Origin of the sequence: uncultured Mucilaginibacter sp. (genome assembly GCF_903913935.1) — a bacterium.
In the GTDB taxonomy this organism is placed as follows: domain Bacteria; phylum Bacteroidota; class Bacteroidia; order Sphingobacteriales; family Sphingobacteriaceae; genus Mucilaginibacter.
In genome coordinates this window covers 14550-29699 of record NZ_CAIWNH010000207.1, presented here as the reverse complement: position 1 = coordinate 29699, position 15150 = coordinate 14550, and the positions used below count along the sequence as shown (strand labels likewise).

The window sequence follows — 15150 nt, the reverse complement described above, 5'->3', positions numbered from 1 at the left end:
ATCGTCAGCTAACTGGTTTAACTCGTTAGCGGTGCCGTATACAAAGGTTGGGTTATTGGTGAGGCTTTGTACAATGGCTTCAATTTGATTTCTGATGGGCATGTTTTAGAGATTAGAGATTTGTTAATTAGAGATTAGTAGAAGGCAGGTTTTCGGACTTTCACGTTACGAAGAGATCAACTCCCCATACCGCTTCTGGTATTCTGCTCCTGCCTTATTTAACAACAGCTTGGTGAGTACCCTTTCATAGGGCATGTTTAATATTTCCGTCCATTTGGTAATGTCGCCGCCGGCAAGGGAATTTACGGTGTTGACGTACCTGAATTTTTCAAAACCCTGGATCCCTGCCTTTTTTTCCAGTACTGACGGAGCCGAAGCGAGTAGCCTGTTTTCGGTTTCGATAAGGAGGGATAATGCATAAAAAAATGTTTGGCTATGGGCAGCGCCTCCGTTACCCTTAGTTTTTTTATTTCGGTGCAAAATTCCTCGGCTTCGTATTCATTGTATGGTTTACCTGTGGCGCGGCAATAAAAATAATGCGCAAGCACCTGGCAGCAGGCTTTTAACGACGGCTTGAAAATATCCTGCCAGTTTTCGGCGCCGAATTGTTTAATATGGCTGTTTATCTCGTCGCCAATAATTTCGCGGGCGGCCATAAATGCACCTGCGGGCTCAACCGATAAATTTTGCATCACGTTTACGATGCTGGCACCCCCGGGTAAAGTAAAGGTTATTTTTTTGGGGGTGATTTCGCTGTTGAAAACCTGAGCGATCTGCGCCGATAGTGACAATACCACATCGCCAAAGGGTAGCAAATCGTCAAAATTTTTAACGTTTTGCAATTGTTCAAGTTCAATGCCCGACAGGATGGCGATGGCTTCCAGGTCATTCAAATCTGGGTTTGCCTGCATTGCTATCAGTTGGCCCAGTGTTACTTCATTTACAGCAGAGGGTATCCTGATGCAGATATTTCCCGTAATGGTTTTAATGGTTTTTTCTATCATACTTTTTTGATTTCACCGATTTTAGTTTTGATTTCACCGAGTTTAATTATGGAATAACGCTCATTTAGTTTGATTTTGACGGGTTTCCGGAACAGCTGTACCGTTTCACCTGTTAGTCGCTTTTTATTTAAGCAGATGTGCCGCAGCAAAATCAAACTGTGGTTGCGCAGGAGGCGGCATCCAGCTTTTTATATTTCCTTTTTTACCGGCGCCTAATTTATTAAGGGCCACATAGCGCAACGGATCTATCAAATGGTTCCATCTGTCAACAGGTTCGTTCAACGTGCGGCCCGAGCGATCGGTTTTCCATTTGTACCTGCTTAACTCCATGCGCAGGTTAACGCTTCGCCGGGTGATCTTCAACTCATAGCGTTTTAAAATATCGATGGACAGCTTAACACTATCCGGACCCTTTTTTGCGGGGTTTATGCGCCAGCCCATGCGCCGAAGTTCCTCAATTGATTTGGGCTCGGCGCTATCGGCTACTATTTCATCATTTTTACTGATGCCGCTTTCGATGAGTTTGCCGGCTATATCGGGATTGGTCAGGCCGGTTTCGTAAAATACTTCATCAACCCAAAGCGCTCCATCATGTCTATAAACCATAATGAAACCTGTTTCATCATTGGTATATCCAAAATCAAGGCCCGCGGCCATTAGCGTCCTGTTTTCGGGCAAGCAATCCACCACCTGCCAGTTGTTTAACACCAGTCCGCTTATTTTACCTGTTAGTCCGCGTGCATAAACGCGCCAAAGCTCTTCATCCACCACCTTTAGCGATTCAATTTTATCCCTTTGCTGCTGCGATAAAAAGGGGTTATGCCGGTGATCTGAAATGATAAGCTGTACGCCCGGTCGGCCCAGCAGGTTATCATGTACCCAAAAAGCGATATTGGGGTTAAAATCAATAAAGATCTTTTGACGCGTACGCAATGCCAGTTCGCAATATACTTCCCAGGGTACGCCATTGGCTTCGTTCACAAAAAGGTAGTCGCGCTTACCCGATTTCGCATCCTGCGCATTATCATAGCTTTTAAACTCAATTAAACTGCCGTTATGAAACTCAAACAGCCTGTCGGTTTTGTTATAGCTTTTTACCATAGAAGACAACGTTTCGGACGAGCTGTAAATAGTTGCCGCATCGCGCAATGCCCCGGCTTTAAGGTTGGGGATATCCTGGCCCACTACAGTAATTACCAGTTTTTCGGTGGCGCAGGCCAGGTAAAACAATACCTGTTCAATAGCGTAAGTTTTGCCGCTGCTGGTACCGCCCTGGTTAACAACAATATGAGCATTGCTGTAATAATTATGCCTGAACAGGGGTGTGGCTGTCTGATCTGCCATAAAATGATGGAATTAAATTGATGTTTTGCCGGCCAACAATTTGTATTATTGATAAAACAAATGGTACATTTAACCTGAAAAAGGTAGTGGCCATGAAATATATGTGTTTGTTTATTAGCGTTGTTGTTATAGTAGGCTTGTGGTCATGCAAAAAAAATACAGTTGCCCCAGTAGCGCAGGTAACTATTGTTGGCAAGTGGCAGTTGGTTAAACAATATTCGTTATTGGTTAGCAATGGTGTTGTAATTGACAGTATTAAGAAAACAAAATTTACCGATAACGATTTTGTGCAGTATTTAAGTGATGGCACTGGCTATTATTCAAGGTCCACACCTACCGGGCCAAGCCTGAATGAATTTACCTATACCATAAAAGGAACACTAATAACTGAATTTATAAGTATTGAAAACAAGGGGACGCCTGAAACGGTAACCATTTTAACGACCACTAGTTTATCGGTACATGTTGAATCATTGGTTCCCGACCCGAATGACCCAACGGTATATGATACCGAAAAAGATGACCTGAGCTATACCAAATAGATCAGTTTAAAATAACCGCTTTTTCGTCGCCTGCCGGTTGAAACCCGGTTTCAATGATCTCGATGATTAAGGTTTTCGGAGCAGCGTCTTTGCCGGTTTTATTTTCTGCCCGCTCATCCCATCCAAAACTTTTAAGCGCGAACATGGCCCCTGTTGGCGATTGCTGCAGCAGCCTCCGCTCGTAAATTGCCTGCAGGCGCAAACGGGCGCGTTGCAGGGCGGCGGCAAATTCACCATTTTGTTCGTAATCCTCAAATGCAGCAAGGCTGTTAAAGCCCAGGTAAAGCGCCAGGCCCGATAGGGTTGCAGGTTCGGCATCCCTAACCGCTGTTTGACTTAGGTCTGCAGGTTCAGTATTTCCTTTTGATTTTTTTTTATTTTGAGGCGTTTCGCCTGGTAAATTAAAGTAGGCGTTAATGCGATTGGTTAGCTGTTTAAACGTGGTAAAGGCAATGGAATTCATTATTATGATTAAAATGCCATTTGGCATACTGTTGATGTAAAGGTACAGCATTTTATTATAAAATGCAAATATTTTTAGCAAAAAATAATCTTTTAACCTGGAATAATGCCCTAATAAAACTGTTTCATTTTGGTTTTTAATTATTGATTAAACCCTCATGAATAGTATAAGTCTAACCCGTAGGGTTAAAAAATGTTAAATTGTTAGTTACATTAATAAATAAGCAACTTTTTATCATTTATATTCGTAACTAAGTTTGTATATTTATACGTTGATCTATTTTTATGGGGAACAGAAGGTTTACTTATCTTTTATTTTCATTTGCACTATTTTTTATGGCCGCAATCTCTTCCTGCCAGAAGGATAGTGCTGTGAAAAGCCCTGACCCATCAACCACTACCGTTAGTGCCGATAGTACTGTGCTTTCATCACCCAACAACTTCCTGGCTGTTTCCGGAACGCTGAAAGTTAAGTTTAACGATTCCACCTATACGTTTGATGCCGCTGCCGATTCGATCGCCTTTATCAATGTACACAGCGATGATAACAGCCGCTATTTTGGCATCACCGCTATCAATAAAGATCATACCATGAGCTTTGGTATCAGCTCGGCAGGTTTTCCATACAACAACATTAACCGCGCTATTGCCGGCAGCCAGTTGATTATGAGTGCCGATACAAAACAACCTGCGCTGCAACTTTCGTTAAGCCGTTACTCGGCACCCAAAAGTCTCGGCAATATCAACCTTATCGAGTATAATTCCACCAAAGAACTTGCCAAAGGCACTTTTTACACTTTTATGGCTAAGGATGATAAAGCCAATTCGCCCTACTACAGGGTGGAAGGTACTTTTGATCTGAAGTTGAAGTAGGTTAGAGATTAGAGATTAGTTAAAAACAGGATAGATCATAAATGCCTTTTCTTGAAGCCTGAAGGGTTTTCTCCAGTTAATTTCTTAAACGTTTTATTAAAATAGCTCAATTGCTCAAAGCCGGTGGCGTAGCAGGTTTCGGTAATGGTTTTATCCTGCAATAACAAATTTTTAGCCTGGCTGATTCGGTATTGGTTTAAAAAGTCGGTAAAGGTTTGTTTGGTTTGCTTTTTAAAATAGCGGCAAAATGCAGCTGTTGTCATGTTTACCTTTTGGGCTAGCTGGTTTACATCGGGTTTTAACTGGTAATTTTCCTCCACGTACTTATAAATAAAGCTCATCCTTTTCTGCTGCTTTTCAAAGGCTTTGTTGGCTGCCGGGTTATTATTTAAAACCTGTACCTCTGTACTGGTGGCCAGGGTTTGGAATACCTGCAGCAGCGCCAGCAGCTGGTCGAACCGGTTTAGGCTCTGCAGCTTTTTTAGCGATTCGGCAACTTTGCCTTTGGTATCGCCATAAAAAGATAAACCGTAGCTGGCGTTTTTAAACAGCTGCTTAATGGCGGCAATCTCGGGGTTATTAAAAAACACTTCGCCCAAAAAGTTCTCCTTCATTTGGATCACTACCTGTTTGCAGGCAGTATGCACGCCATAATCAAAATTAAGGTGGGGGATGTTGGGGCCGATGAACACCAGGTCGCTGCCCTCGTAGCGCGAGATATGGTCGCCCACATGCCGCGGGCCGAAGGCCGACTCAACATACACTATTTCGTACTCGGGGTGCAGGTGCCATAAAAAGGTGGTGCTTAAGCTGGGGTTAAGTATTTTAAAGGAACTGCCCATGTCGGGCTGTACTTCTTCCAGTTGTAGTTTGCGCATGGCTTTTATTTTAAATTATCCCCGTATATTTCAAACAATAAAATCTTTGTGTTCTCTGTGCCTCCTTTGCGTTCTCTGTGGTAAAATTTTAACCGCAAAGGGCACGGAGTAGGCACAAAGAGCACAGAGTTGCAATCTTATTTACCTTAAATTTATTCAAAAGGTACATAAAATATCAATACAGTGCAAATTTTGGTCATTTAAGGATTGGTTTTAAAGCCAACCGCCACCTAATTTTGGTATTACCAATTGAAAAAAATTAAACCATGAACACTAAACAAAATGCTACCATGGCAACCATGGCGCCTGCCAACGCCCATAAAGAGATCCCCGGTAATCCGTCAACCGCCAAAAGCAGCTTTATGAAGTTGAACGACCGCAGCAATGCCAAACCGCTAAAGGTGTTAAGCGAAGACGACTGGAAGTTTTGGATAGAAAACGGCTATATCGTTATTAAAAATGCCGTACCAAAGGAACAAGCCGAACGCACCGCCAGGTTTTTATGGGAGTTTGAAGAAAAGGACCCTAAAGATCCCGAAACCTGGTACGCCCCGCCACGTGCCGAGATCCAGATGAAAGAACTTACTAATACCGGTATGGTGGAGGTGTATAACCACCAATACCTGTGGGATAACCGCCAAAGCCAGCGCGTGTACGATGCCTTTACAGATATTTGGGGTACCGATAAACTTTGGGTAACCATCGATCGTGCTAATCTTAACTTTCCGATCCGGCCCGGGTTTGAATATAAGGGTTTTATCCATTGGGATTATGATCCCGAAACCCGCCCGCAAAATGTGCAGGGCGTACTGGCCCTTGCCGACCAAACCGACGAAAACATGGGTGGCTTTCAATGCATCCCCTGGCTGTACCGAAATTACGATACCTGGAAACTAAGCCAGCCTGCCGACCGCGATTATTTTAAACCCGATGTTACCGGGCTGGAATTGGTAAAAGTAAAAATGGAAGCCGGTGACCTGCTCATTTTTAACAGCCTGGAGCCACATGGCATAAGGCCCAATAACAGCGGCAATAAAATACGCATTGCCCAATACATTGCGATGATGCCCGCGCAGGAAGAGGACGAGCCGCTACGGCAGTGGCGCATCAACTCCTGGAAAAACAGGATAGCCCCCGAAGGTTATGCCTTCCCCGGCGACCCCCGAAACTGGGAGCGTACCAAATACGAAACCGCTAAGCTGAGTGAACTTGGCGAAAAATTGCTGGGGTTGAAAGATTGGGAGTAGGGAAAGGGGGAAGTCCGAAAGATATGTTTTGATTAAATGGGGCATTTTAAGCAGATATTCAGGCAATCGTTTTTAAATAAATTGTCGATCAAAAATATTTTTGCTCCAGGGGCGACCACAAGGGATCGCCCCTACACGATCCGCTTTTATTCATAAAAAGCACAATTCTATTAAAACCGACCTGTCGTCATCAAAATGAACCGTAGGGGCGACCCTTGTGTTCGCCCTTTTACCATAACCACTGCACATAGAAATCATTAACCAGGTAAATGAAAAATGCTGAACATAAGACATTAAATGCATCTCTTACACGGATTCTTTTTTTAAACTCATCCCTAAAAAAAAGATTATTTTAGTGGTTTAACCATTATATGTATATGAGGCGGATTTTAATAATTCTTATTATTTCTTTTTTAAGCAAAGGTGTATTTGCGCAGGGTACTCCGGATACATCGCAAACAGCGCCTTTTATGACTACTACTTTCACTGATTCATTAACAAAGGAGATAAAGAAAATAATGCCTGCGCATTATTCAATAAAACTTTTTTATACAACTTCTGTATCTGCTGAGGGGAAATTACTACAACCAAAAATTAAAAGGGAGACTGCGAACGGAACCATTGAGGATAACAACTTTGTTGTCAATTTAAGATTACTTATTATGGCCGCACCCGCCTGGAAACCTGCTTTTGATAAAGCATTAAACAAAACTATTGATAGCAGGGCAACGTTTTACATTATTATACATAACGGGAATGTTAAAATAGACCTTCAGGGTGAAGACGATGAAAAGTTTCGCACTGGCCTGTGATTACTTTTAGTATTAAGGACTATTTTGCTTTGAATGTTTTAAGCCCTTTGATAAAAGTAATCCTTAAGCAATAAAACCTTTTAGCTTTCACCTTTCTGTTTTCACCTCCAAAAAATCGCTATATTATCCGTATCTTTGCATAAATTTAAAAACATTGATGAAAGTATTTATTGCCGGGCTCCCATTAGAAGTGGACGAGAACGAACTAAGTGCCGTTTTTGGTGATTTTGGGCCGGTAAAGTCCCTCAGGATCATTAAGGACCGCGAAACAAAAGAGAGTAAGGGTTTTGGTTTTGTTGAGATGGTGAATGACGCGGAAGCTAAAGAAGCGATCAGGTGCATGAATGGCGCAAGCTATTATGGCCGCCGTATTACTGTAAATATTGCCGAAGATAAAGGCCCCGGTTTCAATGCCGGTGGTGGTGGCGGTGGTGCCAAAGGTGGTTTTAGGCGTAATTAATTACCAGATAATATTATTCTGTTTTTGTAATTGAAGGCTTTCCGGTTTCCCGGGAAGCTTTTTTTGTGCCCACTAAGAGGCTGTATTAAAAGTAAAATAAAGAAGGATTATATAAATTATATTTTGCGCTTTAAAAACTCTGTGCCTCTCTGTGCCTTCTTCGCGCACTTTGTGGTAAAATTTAACCACAGAGGCCACGGAGACGAGAACGCAAAGATCACAGAGGCAAATATTATTTGGTAAGCTTTTTATAAACCGACTTTTGAGACAGCCTCAACATAAGGCTGGGTATTTGTTTGTTAGATATGGTTTAAATGTTTTTTTGGATTACTTTAGCCTTATCAAAAACCCCATCGCCCTTATTAATGGATCGCCTTACCGATAACCGCCGCAACATAATTTTAATAGTTGGTATCCTGTTTGCGTTTTTGTATTACCCGTTGCTGGGGCATTTTGTTTTTTATGGCCAAAGCCATACGCTGCGAATTGCGTTTTATTCGCGCCTGTTTATCTGGCTGGAGGTAGCGCTGCTGTTTTGCTATGCCCGCTGGGTGGAGAAAAGCAGTTTTTTGCTTTGGGCCGAAAAATCCAATGGCTTTTGGTTTTATCCTGCTTCGTTTGCGGCCTTGTATCTTTTGTCTATCGGTGCGGGTATCGTATCCAAAATTCCCCTGGCATTTGGCCTGCATGATAACCAGCAGGTTGTGCGCGAGATGGCGGTCATCGTTACTAAAAACATGCCGATGATGGTGTTTTTTTGCCTTACGGCAGGTTTTACTGAGGAGTTGATCTTCCGTGGCTACCTGGTGCCGCGGCTTGAGGCGCTGTTTAAAAATAAATCCGCGTCGGTTGTGGTTTCGTCGTTGATGTTCTCGTTGGTGCACTACCATTATTTCAGCATCAGCGAAACCATCTTTACCTTTTGTATAGGTGTTGTTTTTGCCATTTATTACCAATGGTACCGCAATATTAAAGTTTTGATTTTTACCCATGCTTTTATTGATTTTGTATCCTTCCTTATTTTCGGGTATGCGCAGGCGCATCATTTGATTAAGTAAAAGATTTAGTTTAAGTATTAAACTTAGAATAGCTAAATTGAGGACGGTTTAACCTTATTTACACTTACTAAATCCTTAACGTTGGAGATTACCGGTAAAAAACAAATCCTTAGCCTGATGGGCGGAATCCTTATCGCGCTGCTTTTTTACCCGGTGGTTTGTTACCTCGGTTTTTATTATTTTAAAAATACAGTTTTAACAGTTGCGTTGCATTATTTGATGTTCTGCCTGTCGCTTGCTGTGCTTTATATTTATGCTTTAAAAGTTGAAAAAAGTCCTTTTTTGATATGGCCGGAAGAACAAGACGGCTGGTTGTTTTTATTCTATCGATAATCGCTTTATTCATATTACAGTTGCCGGGGAACGATCTATCGGAAATTCCCAAAAAATTACAGTGGCAGGAACTATGGAGCCAACCCTTCAGCAAACACTTCGCGCACCTGGTTTTGGCATGGTATCATTTGAATATAATCGTTTTTCTGCTATGCGTTACTAGCTGGAGCATAGCAGCAGAACTTATGTTTCGGGGCTATTTAATGCCGAGAATGAATATTATTTTCAAAAGTAAAATCGCCGCAATAACTTGCTCTTCGATGATTTATGCTTTGTTCCCTTTTAGAGGCAACAGCTTGAAATGGCTGATTAAAGATTTTTTTTCTGGGATTTTTTTCGGGATACACTACCAAAAATATCATAACATAAAAATATTAATAGTTACACGGATATTGATAGATGTGATATTTGCATGTTTAATGCGACAGTCGTTGGGAAGAATGAATTTTTAGCCCTTCGATATCGCGTTCTTATCGGCTATTTGCTCAAATCCTCACCGCCGGCAACCCATAAGCCTTCCTCAATTTTTTGTACTCCACTATCGGGAATTGTACCAGCAATGGATTGTTTTTGGCGTTGATCCAGTGCAGTACGCGCAGCATGTTGGCCTCGGTCATGGCGGTGCAACCGTCGGTGCCTTCGGTGGCATTGCCCCAAATGTGCATAAAGATGCAGGAGCCATCGCCCGGAACTACTTTGCCAGAGTTATGGTTGATGAACAGGCCCCATTTGTAATAGTCTTTTTTCATATGCATTTCCTCAAAACTGTTATAGGCGGTTTTTGCGGTATCCTTCCGTACCAGGGTGTTGTAATAGCCCGATTTTGCATCATCAACACAGATCAGTGTATCAGATGCGCATACATAATGGTCCTTTATCCAGGTGGCATCCTTTTTATCACCATAACCAAAGGCCGTGCCGATGGTAAAAATACCGGCTGGCGAGCGTTTGTCGCCTTCGTGCTTTACCGGGGCACCAGGCAGGTTAAACGGAATAATGCCATCGCCAACGGCAAGCCCTGCAGTGCCTACCACAATAGCATTGCTGAATTTTAGCACCCAATGGTGGTTAACACGGTTAAATACAAATATTTTACCCTGCAGGTTGTTCCATCCGTCTGTAACTACCACCATTAGCTGCTTTGATTTTGGCAGGCTTGCTGTTGTACCCTGGGCGCTTGCTGTTGCCGCCATGCTGAAGCATACAAAAGGCAGCAATAAACGTGTTAACTTTTTCATATATCGAACTAAAAATAAAAGTAAACCCCAATAAATTATAATTTACTTTTCATTGTTAAAAGTAAACTTAGCAATTTTTAAGTTTACTTAGATAAAGTATCTCATAACGTATCCACAATCTCCGAATGATTATCAATTCTCTGCTGGTAATAAGCATCCGAATGGTAATGATGGATGATGATCAGTATCATGCTAAAAATTACTGCTAATAGCAGCAGTACGAACCAGGTTTTTGGATTTTTGCTAATAGTCATATATTATTAATATTTAATTGTCAGTTAATGGATGGATGTTGTTAATTTTACAGCACAAACACCTGCACCATGGAAAAGAAATTTGTTTTAGGCGACGTAGTTATTTTAATAACCGACGGGCCGCAGATGATAGTTGAAGGCTACCTTGTAACCGAAGATACCCCCGGAAAATTTACCGAAAGCGACGAACTGGTTAACGTTGTTTACTTTGCCGGAGATAGTTTTAAACGCGATACCTTTCACCAGGATATCCTTCTTTTTGCTGACGAAGCGGAAGGGTAGGGGGAGACGGGAAAAGCCATGGTATTTCAAAGTCTATTTATGTTTAATATGGTAAATGGCATAAAAAAACACAAATATTATTGTTTTAGATTTGCCGGGCTTTCAGGCTTCTATCAAATCCACTCTTCAATTCCATGCGCTTCTGTCTCTATTAATTGTGTCAGCAATTGTTTTAGTACTGCTTCCCTTGCCCAGCCTTGTTCCGCTATTGTGGCATCGTTGTTATACCAGGCCAGCGCTTCATTGATTTCTATGCGAGCCCGGTAAACGTATTTTTTTGAAGGGTGCATTTTACTTCCGATGAAACTGTTCAAGTTATCTTCCTTTATTATTTTGGCAAATTGCTTAGCCGGGATCTCCAGCTGCAGGCAGTCGTCCAGCGAGTTTTTGAAATCCTGTTTGTCCTCCAGCCATAACGTAAGCGTTTCGCTGTTCATGTCGTGGTCGGCAATGCAGATGCGGCTATAGTCGTAATCAACTGAGATTACGAGCCACCTTAGTTTGTCTTTTAGTTTTTGATTGATGCGTATCATTTTTTGGTTCATGGTTAATAGTTAATAGTTAATAGTTCGTAGTTCGTAGTTTTTGGATGTCGCGTTCTGCTATGAACGATGAACTTATCCTGTTCATGGTTTCAGAGTGCAGGCTCATAGTTTTTGGCAGTGACATTCGGCTATGAACCAGCAACCATGAACTTATCCTGTTTATGGTTCATAGTTTCTTTTGGCGCCACGTTCTGCTATGAACTATGAACCATCAACTACCCTACCTAAACTCAGGCGCCCAGCCGGGCAGGTATTTCTGTATGGCCGCAATTTCGCGGCGGAATTTCTGGCAGGTTACCAGGTAGGCCAGGTAACGGAGCTGCCGCTCGTTCAGGCTGTTTTCCTGCTGTTGGTGTTGTATAGCTGTGCTGATAGATGAATAGGCAAGGTGCATGGGGTTTAGTTTATTTAGTCCGGAAAGTCCGAAAGATGTTTAATGCGTATTTATTGTTCAGAAAGGTTATTCCGGTTCTGTTAGGTGGGCACAAAACTCCCTCCTAAAAAATCTTTAAATTCTTTACCAATCATATTTGTATTTATAAAAATTTGTTTACTTTAGTGAATTATTACAGAACAAATATAAAGAAAAATCTTTATAATAGTAAAGAAAAATTTAAAAATAATTTAAGATCATGGATGAGTCGCTGAAACCCAATAAGATAAAAACTATCAGGCCCGAAACGCTGGAGTTTATCATTCTTTATAACCAGCTAAGAGGGAAAGCTTTTTCTGGCAACGCGCAGCTTGCCGAGGCCCTGGGTTACAATTCAGCCAGCTCAATTACAGAAATTATAAAGAACAGGCAAAATATAGATCCTGAAAAATTCAGGATTTTTAAAGAAAAATACAGCGAATTCTTAAGTGGTAAAAAAAATACAAATAATTCTGAAAATACAGCAGTCAGCAGGCTGTCGGCAGGGATCCCTATGTTCGAGATTACGGCTACTGCTACAGGCGTTGAGGTTTATAACGATATAAATGATAAAGAACCCGTTGGGCATATGAATTTTCCTGGGATTGAGGATTGTGACTTCGCCCTGCCGGTTTGGGGCCACTCCATGTACCCGTACCTTGAGAATGGCTGCTGGGTGGCGCTAAAGGTGATCCACGATAAAAAGATCTTGCCTGGCGAGGTATATTATATTGAGTGGGGCGACTACCGCATGTACAAACGACTGCTAGCCGGCGACAACCCCGACGAAGTAATAGCTCACTCAGACAACGTAACAGAACTGGTGGGCGACCGCCTTAAATATGCCCCCTTCGTCATAAAAATAACCGACATTAAAAAACTGTGCCTGGTGAAGGATATTCATAAGAAGCATAACCATTAGTCCGAAAGTCCGAAAGTAGCTGCCGTGGAGAGTAGGAGTAGGGGAGTTGTGTGGTTGGCGGATTGATTTTGAAATATCTTATTTATACATTTAAGCCGACTAACAAGTGGCTTTTTTACGTTAAACCTTAAAACGCTATCAAGACAAGGTTTGGCTATAAGCATAATATAATTTGAAGTCTTGGACGGTAGGCAGAGTTATCGCTGGTGCATTTTTTATAATTATCGGAGTTCTTTTATTTATTTTTTTACGGGAATTGAATGACCCGGAAATAGAAGGAGATTCAGGAAGAATCGGTTTAGATTCATATTTCATATCCCTCGTTTTCATAATAATTGGGGTAATTAATTTATTTTTTCCAAAATACAATAAAAATTCAACCTGAGACCTTGCCTGACTTTTGGATAATACAAGGGCGACCACAAGGGATCGCCCCTACATAAGATCTGTTTTTTTAAAACCGACCGGTCGTTATCGAAAACGGCGTAGGGGCAATCCCTTGTGGTTGCCCTTGTACCGCAGAAATTCCCGCCTTCCAAACTCATTCAAGGCATTTTCTACGTTCGGACTTTCCCGACTTTCGGATTAAAATTAAAACTATTTTTACTTCCGGACTTTACTGACTTTTCGGACTAAATACCTACATTTATTCCATGTTCGAACCTACACAATACCCATACAGTTTCAGATTTAGCCTGGGTACGCTTGCGGTGATGGCAATATTAATGTTGCTGTTATTACGAAACGTGCTGGCGGTTAATTCTGTTTTGATTTGGGCGGTGTATGGTTTTTGCGGAATGGTGTTTATTGGGTTATCCGTTGTCATCATTACAAAAAGGCTGATCCCTGCCATAAAACGCGATGTCGCGCTGCAGCTGGATGATGAAGGCATCAGCGATTATATCCGCGATATCAGCATCGATTGGGTGGATATTAAAGAGATTACGTTGCTTGGGGGCCGCAGCGCCTCGACCATGAAAATTACATTAAAATTTGAGTCTGACTATGGTACCGAGATCGCCATTCCCTTACGCTGGATAAAGGGCAATGACGATGAAATTTACGACACTACCCTGGCTTATTTCGAGCAGATTACCTCAACCGACCCCTCCTGAATATGGATATGTAAACGCCGGTTAAATATGGGTGGTTTTGTAAAAAAAGTGTTACTTAGTATTAATTATTTTAATATTAATAAAACTTATTCTGCCATTGTTGCGTTTAATTTTCTTTCTAGTTTATAACCAATGACCTTTTACCAGATTATCCATTTCATTTTAAATGAATTAAGCGCCGGCAACCTATTTCAAAACATTGGTGTTTATACCTTGCTGGTTTTGCTGGCCTAGATAGTTGCAGTTCAGTTTAAACAGCAAGCAGCCAAATACCGTACCCGGTAATACTTAATGCGGTGAGCAATTCCTGCTGCCTTTAAATTGCGATCTTTTAAATTTTATTATGATTTTTAATAAAAACAGGTAGCTTTATGTCACAAATTAGTAGTTATGACATACCCCAATTGCCCTAAATGCGGAAATCCTTTTGTGCAAAAGGTGCACCGAAGTTTCGTTTTTAAACTCTTCAGGCCATTTTCAAAAAAACGACGGTACTATTGCAACAGTTGTGACAAAACATATTATGTGCTAAAAGATCCTAACAACGAGTGATTTTGTAACCCACATACCCGAAACCCTAAACGTACCCATGCCCGCCCAAAATATTGATGATGTATTGCAGCAACTGGAAACCATAATTGCTGAAAGCATCCGTACCAATAACCGGCTGGGTTATTTTGCGGCCCTATATTATAAGGTAACGGCAGGCGTAAAAGCAGGTATAGCAAAAGGGCAGTTTGAAAACGGCCCCCGGATGGAAAAACTGGATGTAATTTTTGCCAGCCGCTACCTTGATGCTTTAAACGCATGGAAAACGGGGCAGCCGGTAACCTCGTCGTGGAAAATTGCTTTTGATGCCGCCAATAATTCATCGTTATTGGTGTTGCAGCAATTGTTTTTGGGGATGAGCGCCCATATCAACCTGGACCTGGGCATTGCCGCCGTGGAGGTATCAAACGGCGAACTGGAAGCTATTCACAACGATTTTGATAATATCAATACCATCATCTCTGCTTTAACCTACCAGGTTTTAAACGAAATTGACCGGGTATCGCCGCTGCTTTCGCTTTTGGGGCTGCATGCGGGCAACCATGCCAATATCCTGATCCAGTTTAGTATCGATAACGCCCGGGACGGCGCCTGGTGCTTTGCCGAAGACCTGGCTACTAAGACAACAAAAGCCGATTTTGACGCCTGCATTGCCGCCCGCGACGAAACCATTTTTAAACTCGGTGGCAGCCTCATCAATAATAAAGGTTTCATAAGGTTTACTATCTGGCTCATCCATTTGTTTGAATGGAAAAACGCTGCGCGGATTATTAAAACGATGCATGAAGGAGTGAAGGCGAAGATCGTGGTGGGATAGGTT

General features: G+C 41.9%; 20 protein-coding genes. 12 read left to right on the top strand and 8 right to left on the bottom strand.

Annotated elements, in window-relative coordinates; translation table 11 throughout:
- Positions 1-302: 302 nt before the first annotated feature.
- Both QZY09_RS07855 and QZY09_RS07850 read right to left on the bottom strand, forming a co-directional pair.
- Positions 303-1004 (bottom strand): hypothetical protein, encoded by a 702-nt coding sequence (locus QZY09_RS07855; RefSeq protein ID WP_295670642.1) that lies wholly within the window; start codon positions 1002-1004, stop codon positions 303-305.
- A 123-nt stretch (positions 1005-1127) separates the two neighbouring features.
- A complete protein-coding gene (locus tag QZY09_RS07850; protein ID WP_295670639.1) occupies positions 1128-2348 on the bottom strand; it encodes a PBSX family phage terminase large subunit in 1221 nt (406 codons plus the stop codon).
- 20 nt (positions 2349-2368) lie between these two features.
- On the opposite strand from QZY09_RS07850, the gene QZY09_RS07845 reads away from it, so the two are divergent.
- A complete protein-coding gene (locus QZY09_RS07845) occupies positions 2369-2890 on the top strand; it encodes a hypothetical protein (protein WP_295670635.1) in 522 nt (173 codons plus the stop codon).
- 1 nt (position 2891) lies between these two features.
- Here QZY09_RS07845 and QZY09_RS07840 read toward each other — a convergent pair whose 3' ends face one another.
- A complete protein-coding gene (locus QZY09_RS07840) occupies positions 2892-3404 on the bottom strand; it encodes a terminase small subunit (RefSeq protein WP_295670632.1) in 513 nt (170 codons plus the stop codon).
- 284 nt (positions 3405-3688) lie between these two features.
- Here QZY09_RS07840 and QZY09_RS07835 point away from each other — a divergent pair, with 284 nt between their 5' ends.
- The gene (locus QZY09_RS07835; protein WP_295670628.1) at positions 3689-4225 is read left to right on the top strand and encodes a hypothetical protein; all 537 of its coding nucleotides are present in this window, start codon (positions 3689-3691) and stop codon (positions 4223-4225) included.
- A 35-nt stretch (positions 4226-4260) separates the two neighbouring features.
- On the opposite strand, the gene QZY09_RS07830 is transcribed toward QZY09_RS07835, so the two are convergent.
- Positions 4261-5103: an AraC family transcriptional regulator gene (locus tag QZY09_RS07830; protein WP_295670625.1), complete on the bottom strand. Its 843-nt coding sequence runs from the start codon at positions 5101-5103 to the stop codon at positions 4261-4263.
- 266 nt (positions 5104-5369) lie between these two features.
- Between QZY09_RS07830 and QZY09_RS07825 the strand changes: the two genes are divergently transcribed.
- From QZY09_RS07825 to QZY09_RS24715, 6 genes are all read left to right on the top strand, one after another.
- Positions 5370-6350 carry a phytanoyl-CoA dioxygenase family protein gene (locus QZY09_RS07825; protein ID WP_295670622.1) on the top strand — a complete coding sequence of 327 codons (981 nt, stop codon included), beginning with the start codon at positions 5370-5372 and terminating at the stop codon, positions 6348-6350.
- Positions 6351-6727: 377 nt separating this feature from the next.
- Positions 6728-7162 (top strand): hypothetical protein, encoded by a 435-nt coding sequence (locus QZY09_RS07820; protein WP_295670619.1) that lies wholly within the window; start codon positions 6728-6730, stop codon positions 7160-7162.
- A 157-nt stretch (positions 7163-7319) separates the two neighbouring features.
- Positions 7320-7622 carry an RNA-binding protein gene (locus QZY09_RS07815; RefSeq protein ID WP_295670616.1) on the top strand — a complete coding sequence of 101 codons (303 nt, stop codon included), beginning with the start codon at positions 7320-7322 and terminating at the stop codon, positions 7620-7622.
- A gap of 314 nt (positions 7623-7936) precedes the next feature.
- On the top strand, positions 7937-8680 hold the full coding sequence (locus tag QZY09_RS07810; RefSeq protein ID WP_295670613.1) for a type II CAAX endopeptidase family protein: 744 nt from the start codon (positions 7937-7939) through the stop codon (positions 8678-8680).
- Between the two features lie 81 nt (positions 8681-8761).
- Positions 8762-9013, top strand: coding sequence for a hypothetical protein (locus QZY09_RS07805; RefSeq protein WP_295670610.1), 252 nt, complete (start codon positions 8762-8764; stop codon positions 9011-9013).
- On the top strand, positions 8968-9465 hold the full coding sequence (locus tag QZY09_RS24715) for a CPBP family glutamic-type intramembrane protease (RefSeq protein WP_367119187.1): 498 nt from the start codon (positions 8968-8970) through the stop codon (positions 9463-9465). Before QZY09_RS07805 ends, QZY09_RS24715 begins: the two co-directional genes overlap by 46 nt.
- Before the next feature lie 33 nt (positions 9466-9498).
- On the opposite strand, the gene QZY09_RS07800 is transcribed toward QZY09_RS24715, so the two are convergent.
- Together QZY09_RS07800 and QZY09_RS07795 are read right to left on the bottom strand one after the other, a co-directional pair.
- A complete protein-coding gene (locus QZY09_RS07800; RefSeq protein ID WP_295670606.1) occupies positions 9499-10251 on the bottom strand; it encodes a L,D-transpeptidase family protein in 753 nt (250 codons plus the stop codon).
- Between the two features lie 101 nt (positions 10252-10352).
- Complete coding sequence (locus QZY09_RS07795; protein WP_295670603.1) at positions 10353-10505, bottom strand: hypothetical protein; 153 nt, start codon at positions 10503-10505, stop codon at positions 10353-10355.
- Positions 10506-10574: 69 nt separating this feature from the next.
- On the opposite strand from QZY09_RS07795, the gene QZY09_RS07790 reads away from it, so the two are divergent.
- Positions 10575-10787, top strand: coding sequence for a hypothetical protein (locus QZY09_RS07790; RefSeq protein ID WP_096350251.1), 213 nt, complete (start codon positions 10575-10577; stop codon positions 10785-10787).
- Positions 10788-10900: 113 nt separating this feature from the next.
- Here QZY09_RS07790 and QZY09_RS07785 read toward each other — a convergent pair whose 3' ends face one another.
- Both QZY09_RS07785 and QZY09_RS07780 read right to left on the bottom strand, forming a co-directional pair.
- Positions 10901-11332, bottom strand: coding sequence for a hypothetical protein (locus QZY09_RS07785; protein WP_295670597.1), 432 nt, complete (start codon positions 11330-11332; stop codon positions 10901-10903).
- A 220-nt stretch (positions 11333-11552) separates the two neighbouring features.
- Positions 11553-11726, bottom strand: coding sequence for a hypothetical protein (locus QZY09_RS07780; protein ID WP_295670594.1), 174 nt, complete (start codon positions 11724-11726; stop codon positions 11553-11555).
- Between the two features lie 238 nt (positions 11727-11964).
- On the opposite strand from QZY09_RS07780, the gene QZY09_RS07775 reads away from it, so the two are divergent.
- The 3 genes from QZY09_RS07775 (at position 11965) to QZY09_RS07765 (ending at position 15147) form a co-directional block, all read left to right on the top strand.
- Positions 11965-12666, top strand: coding sequence for a S24 family peptidase (locus tag QZY09_RS07775; RefSeq protein WP_295670591.1), 702 nt, complete (start codon positions 11965-11967; stop codon positions 12664-12666).
- A gap of 653 nt (positions 12667-13319) precedes the next feature.
- Positions 13320-13781, top strand: a complete 462-nt coding sequence (locus tag QZY09_RS07770) for a hypothetical protein (protein WP_295670589.1) — start codon at positions 13320-13322, stop codon at positions 13779-13781.
- Positions 13782-14370: 589 nt separating this feature from the next.
- Entirely contained in the window at positions 14371-15147 is a 777-nt protein-coding gene (locus tag QZY09_RS07765) for a DUF5995 family protein (protein ID WP_295670586.1), read from the top strand.
- Positions 15148-15150: the final 3 nt, after the last annotated feature.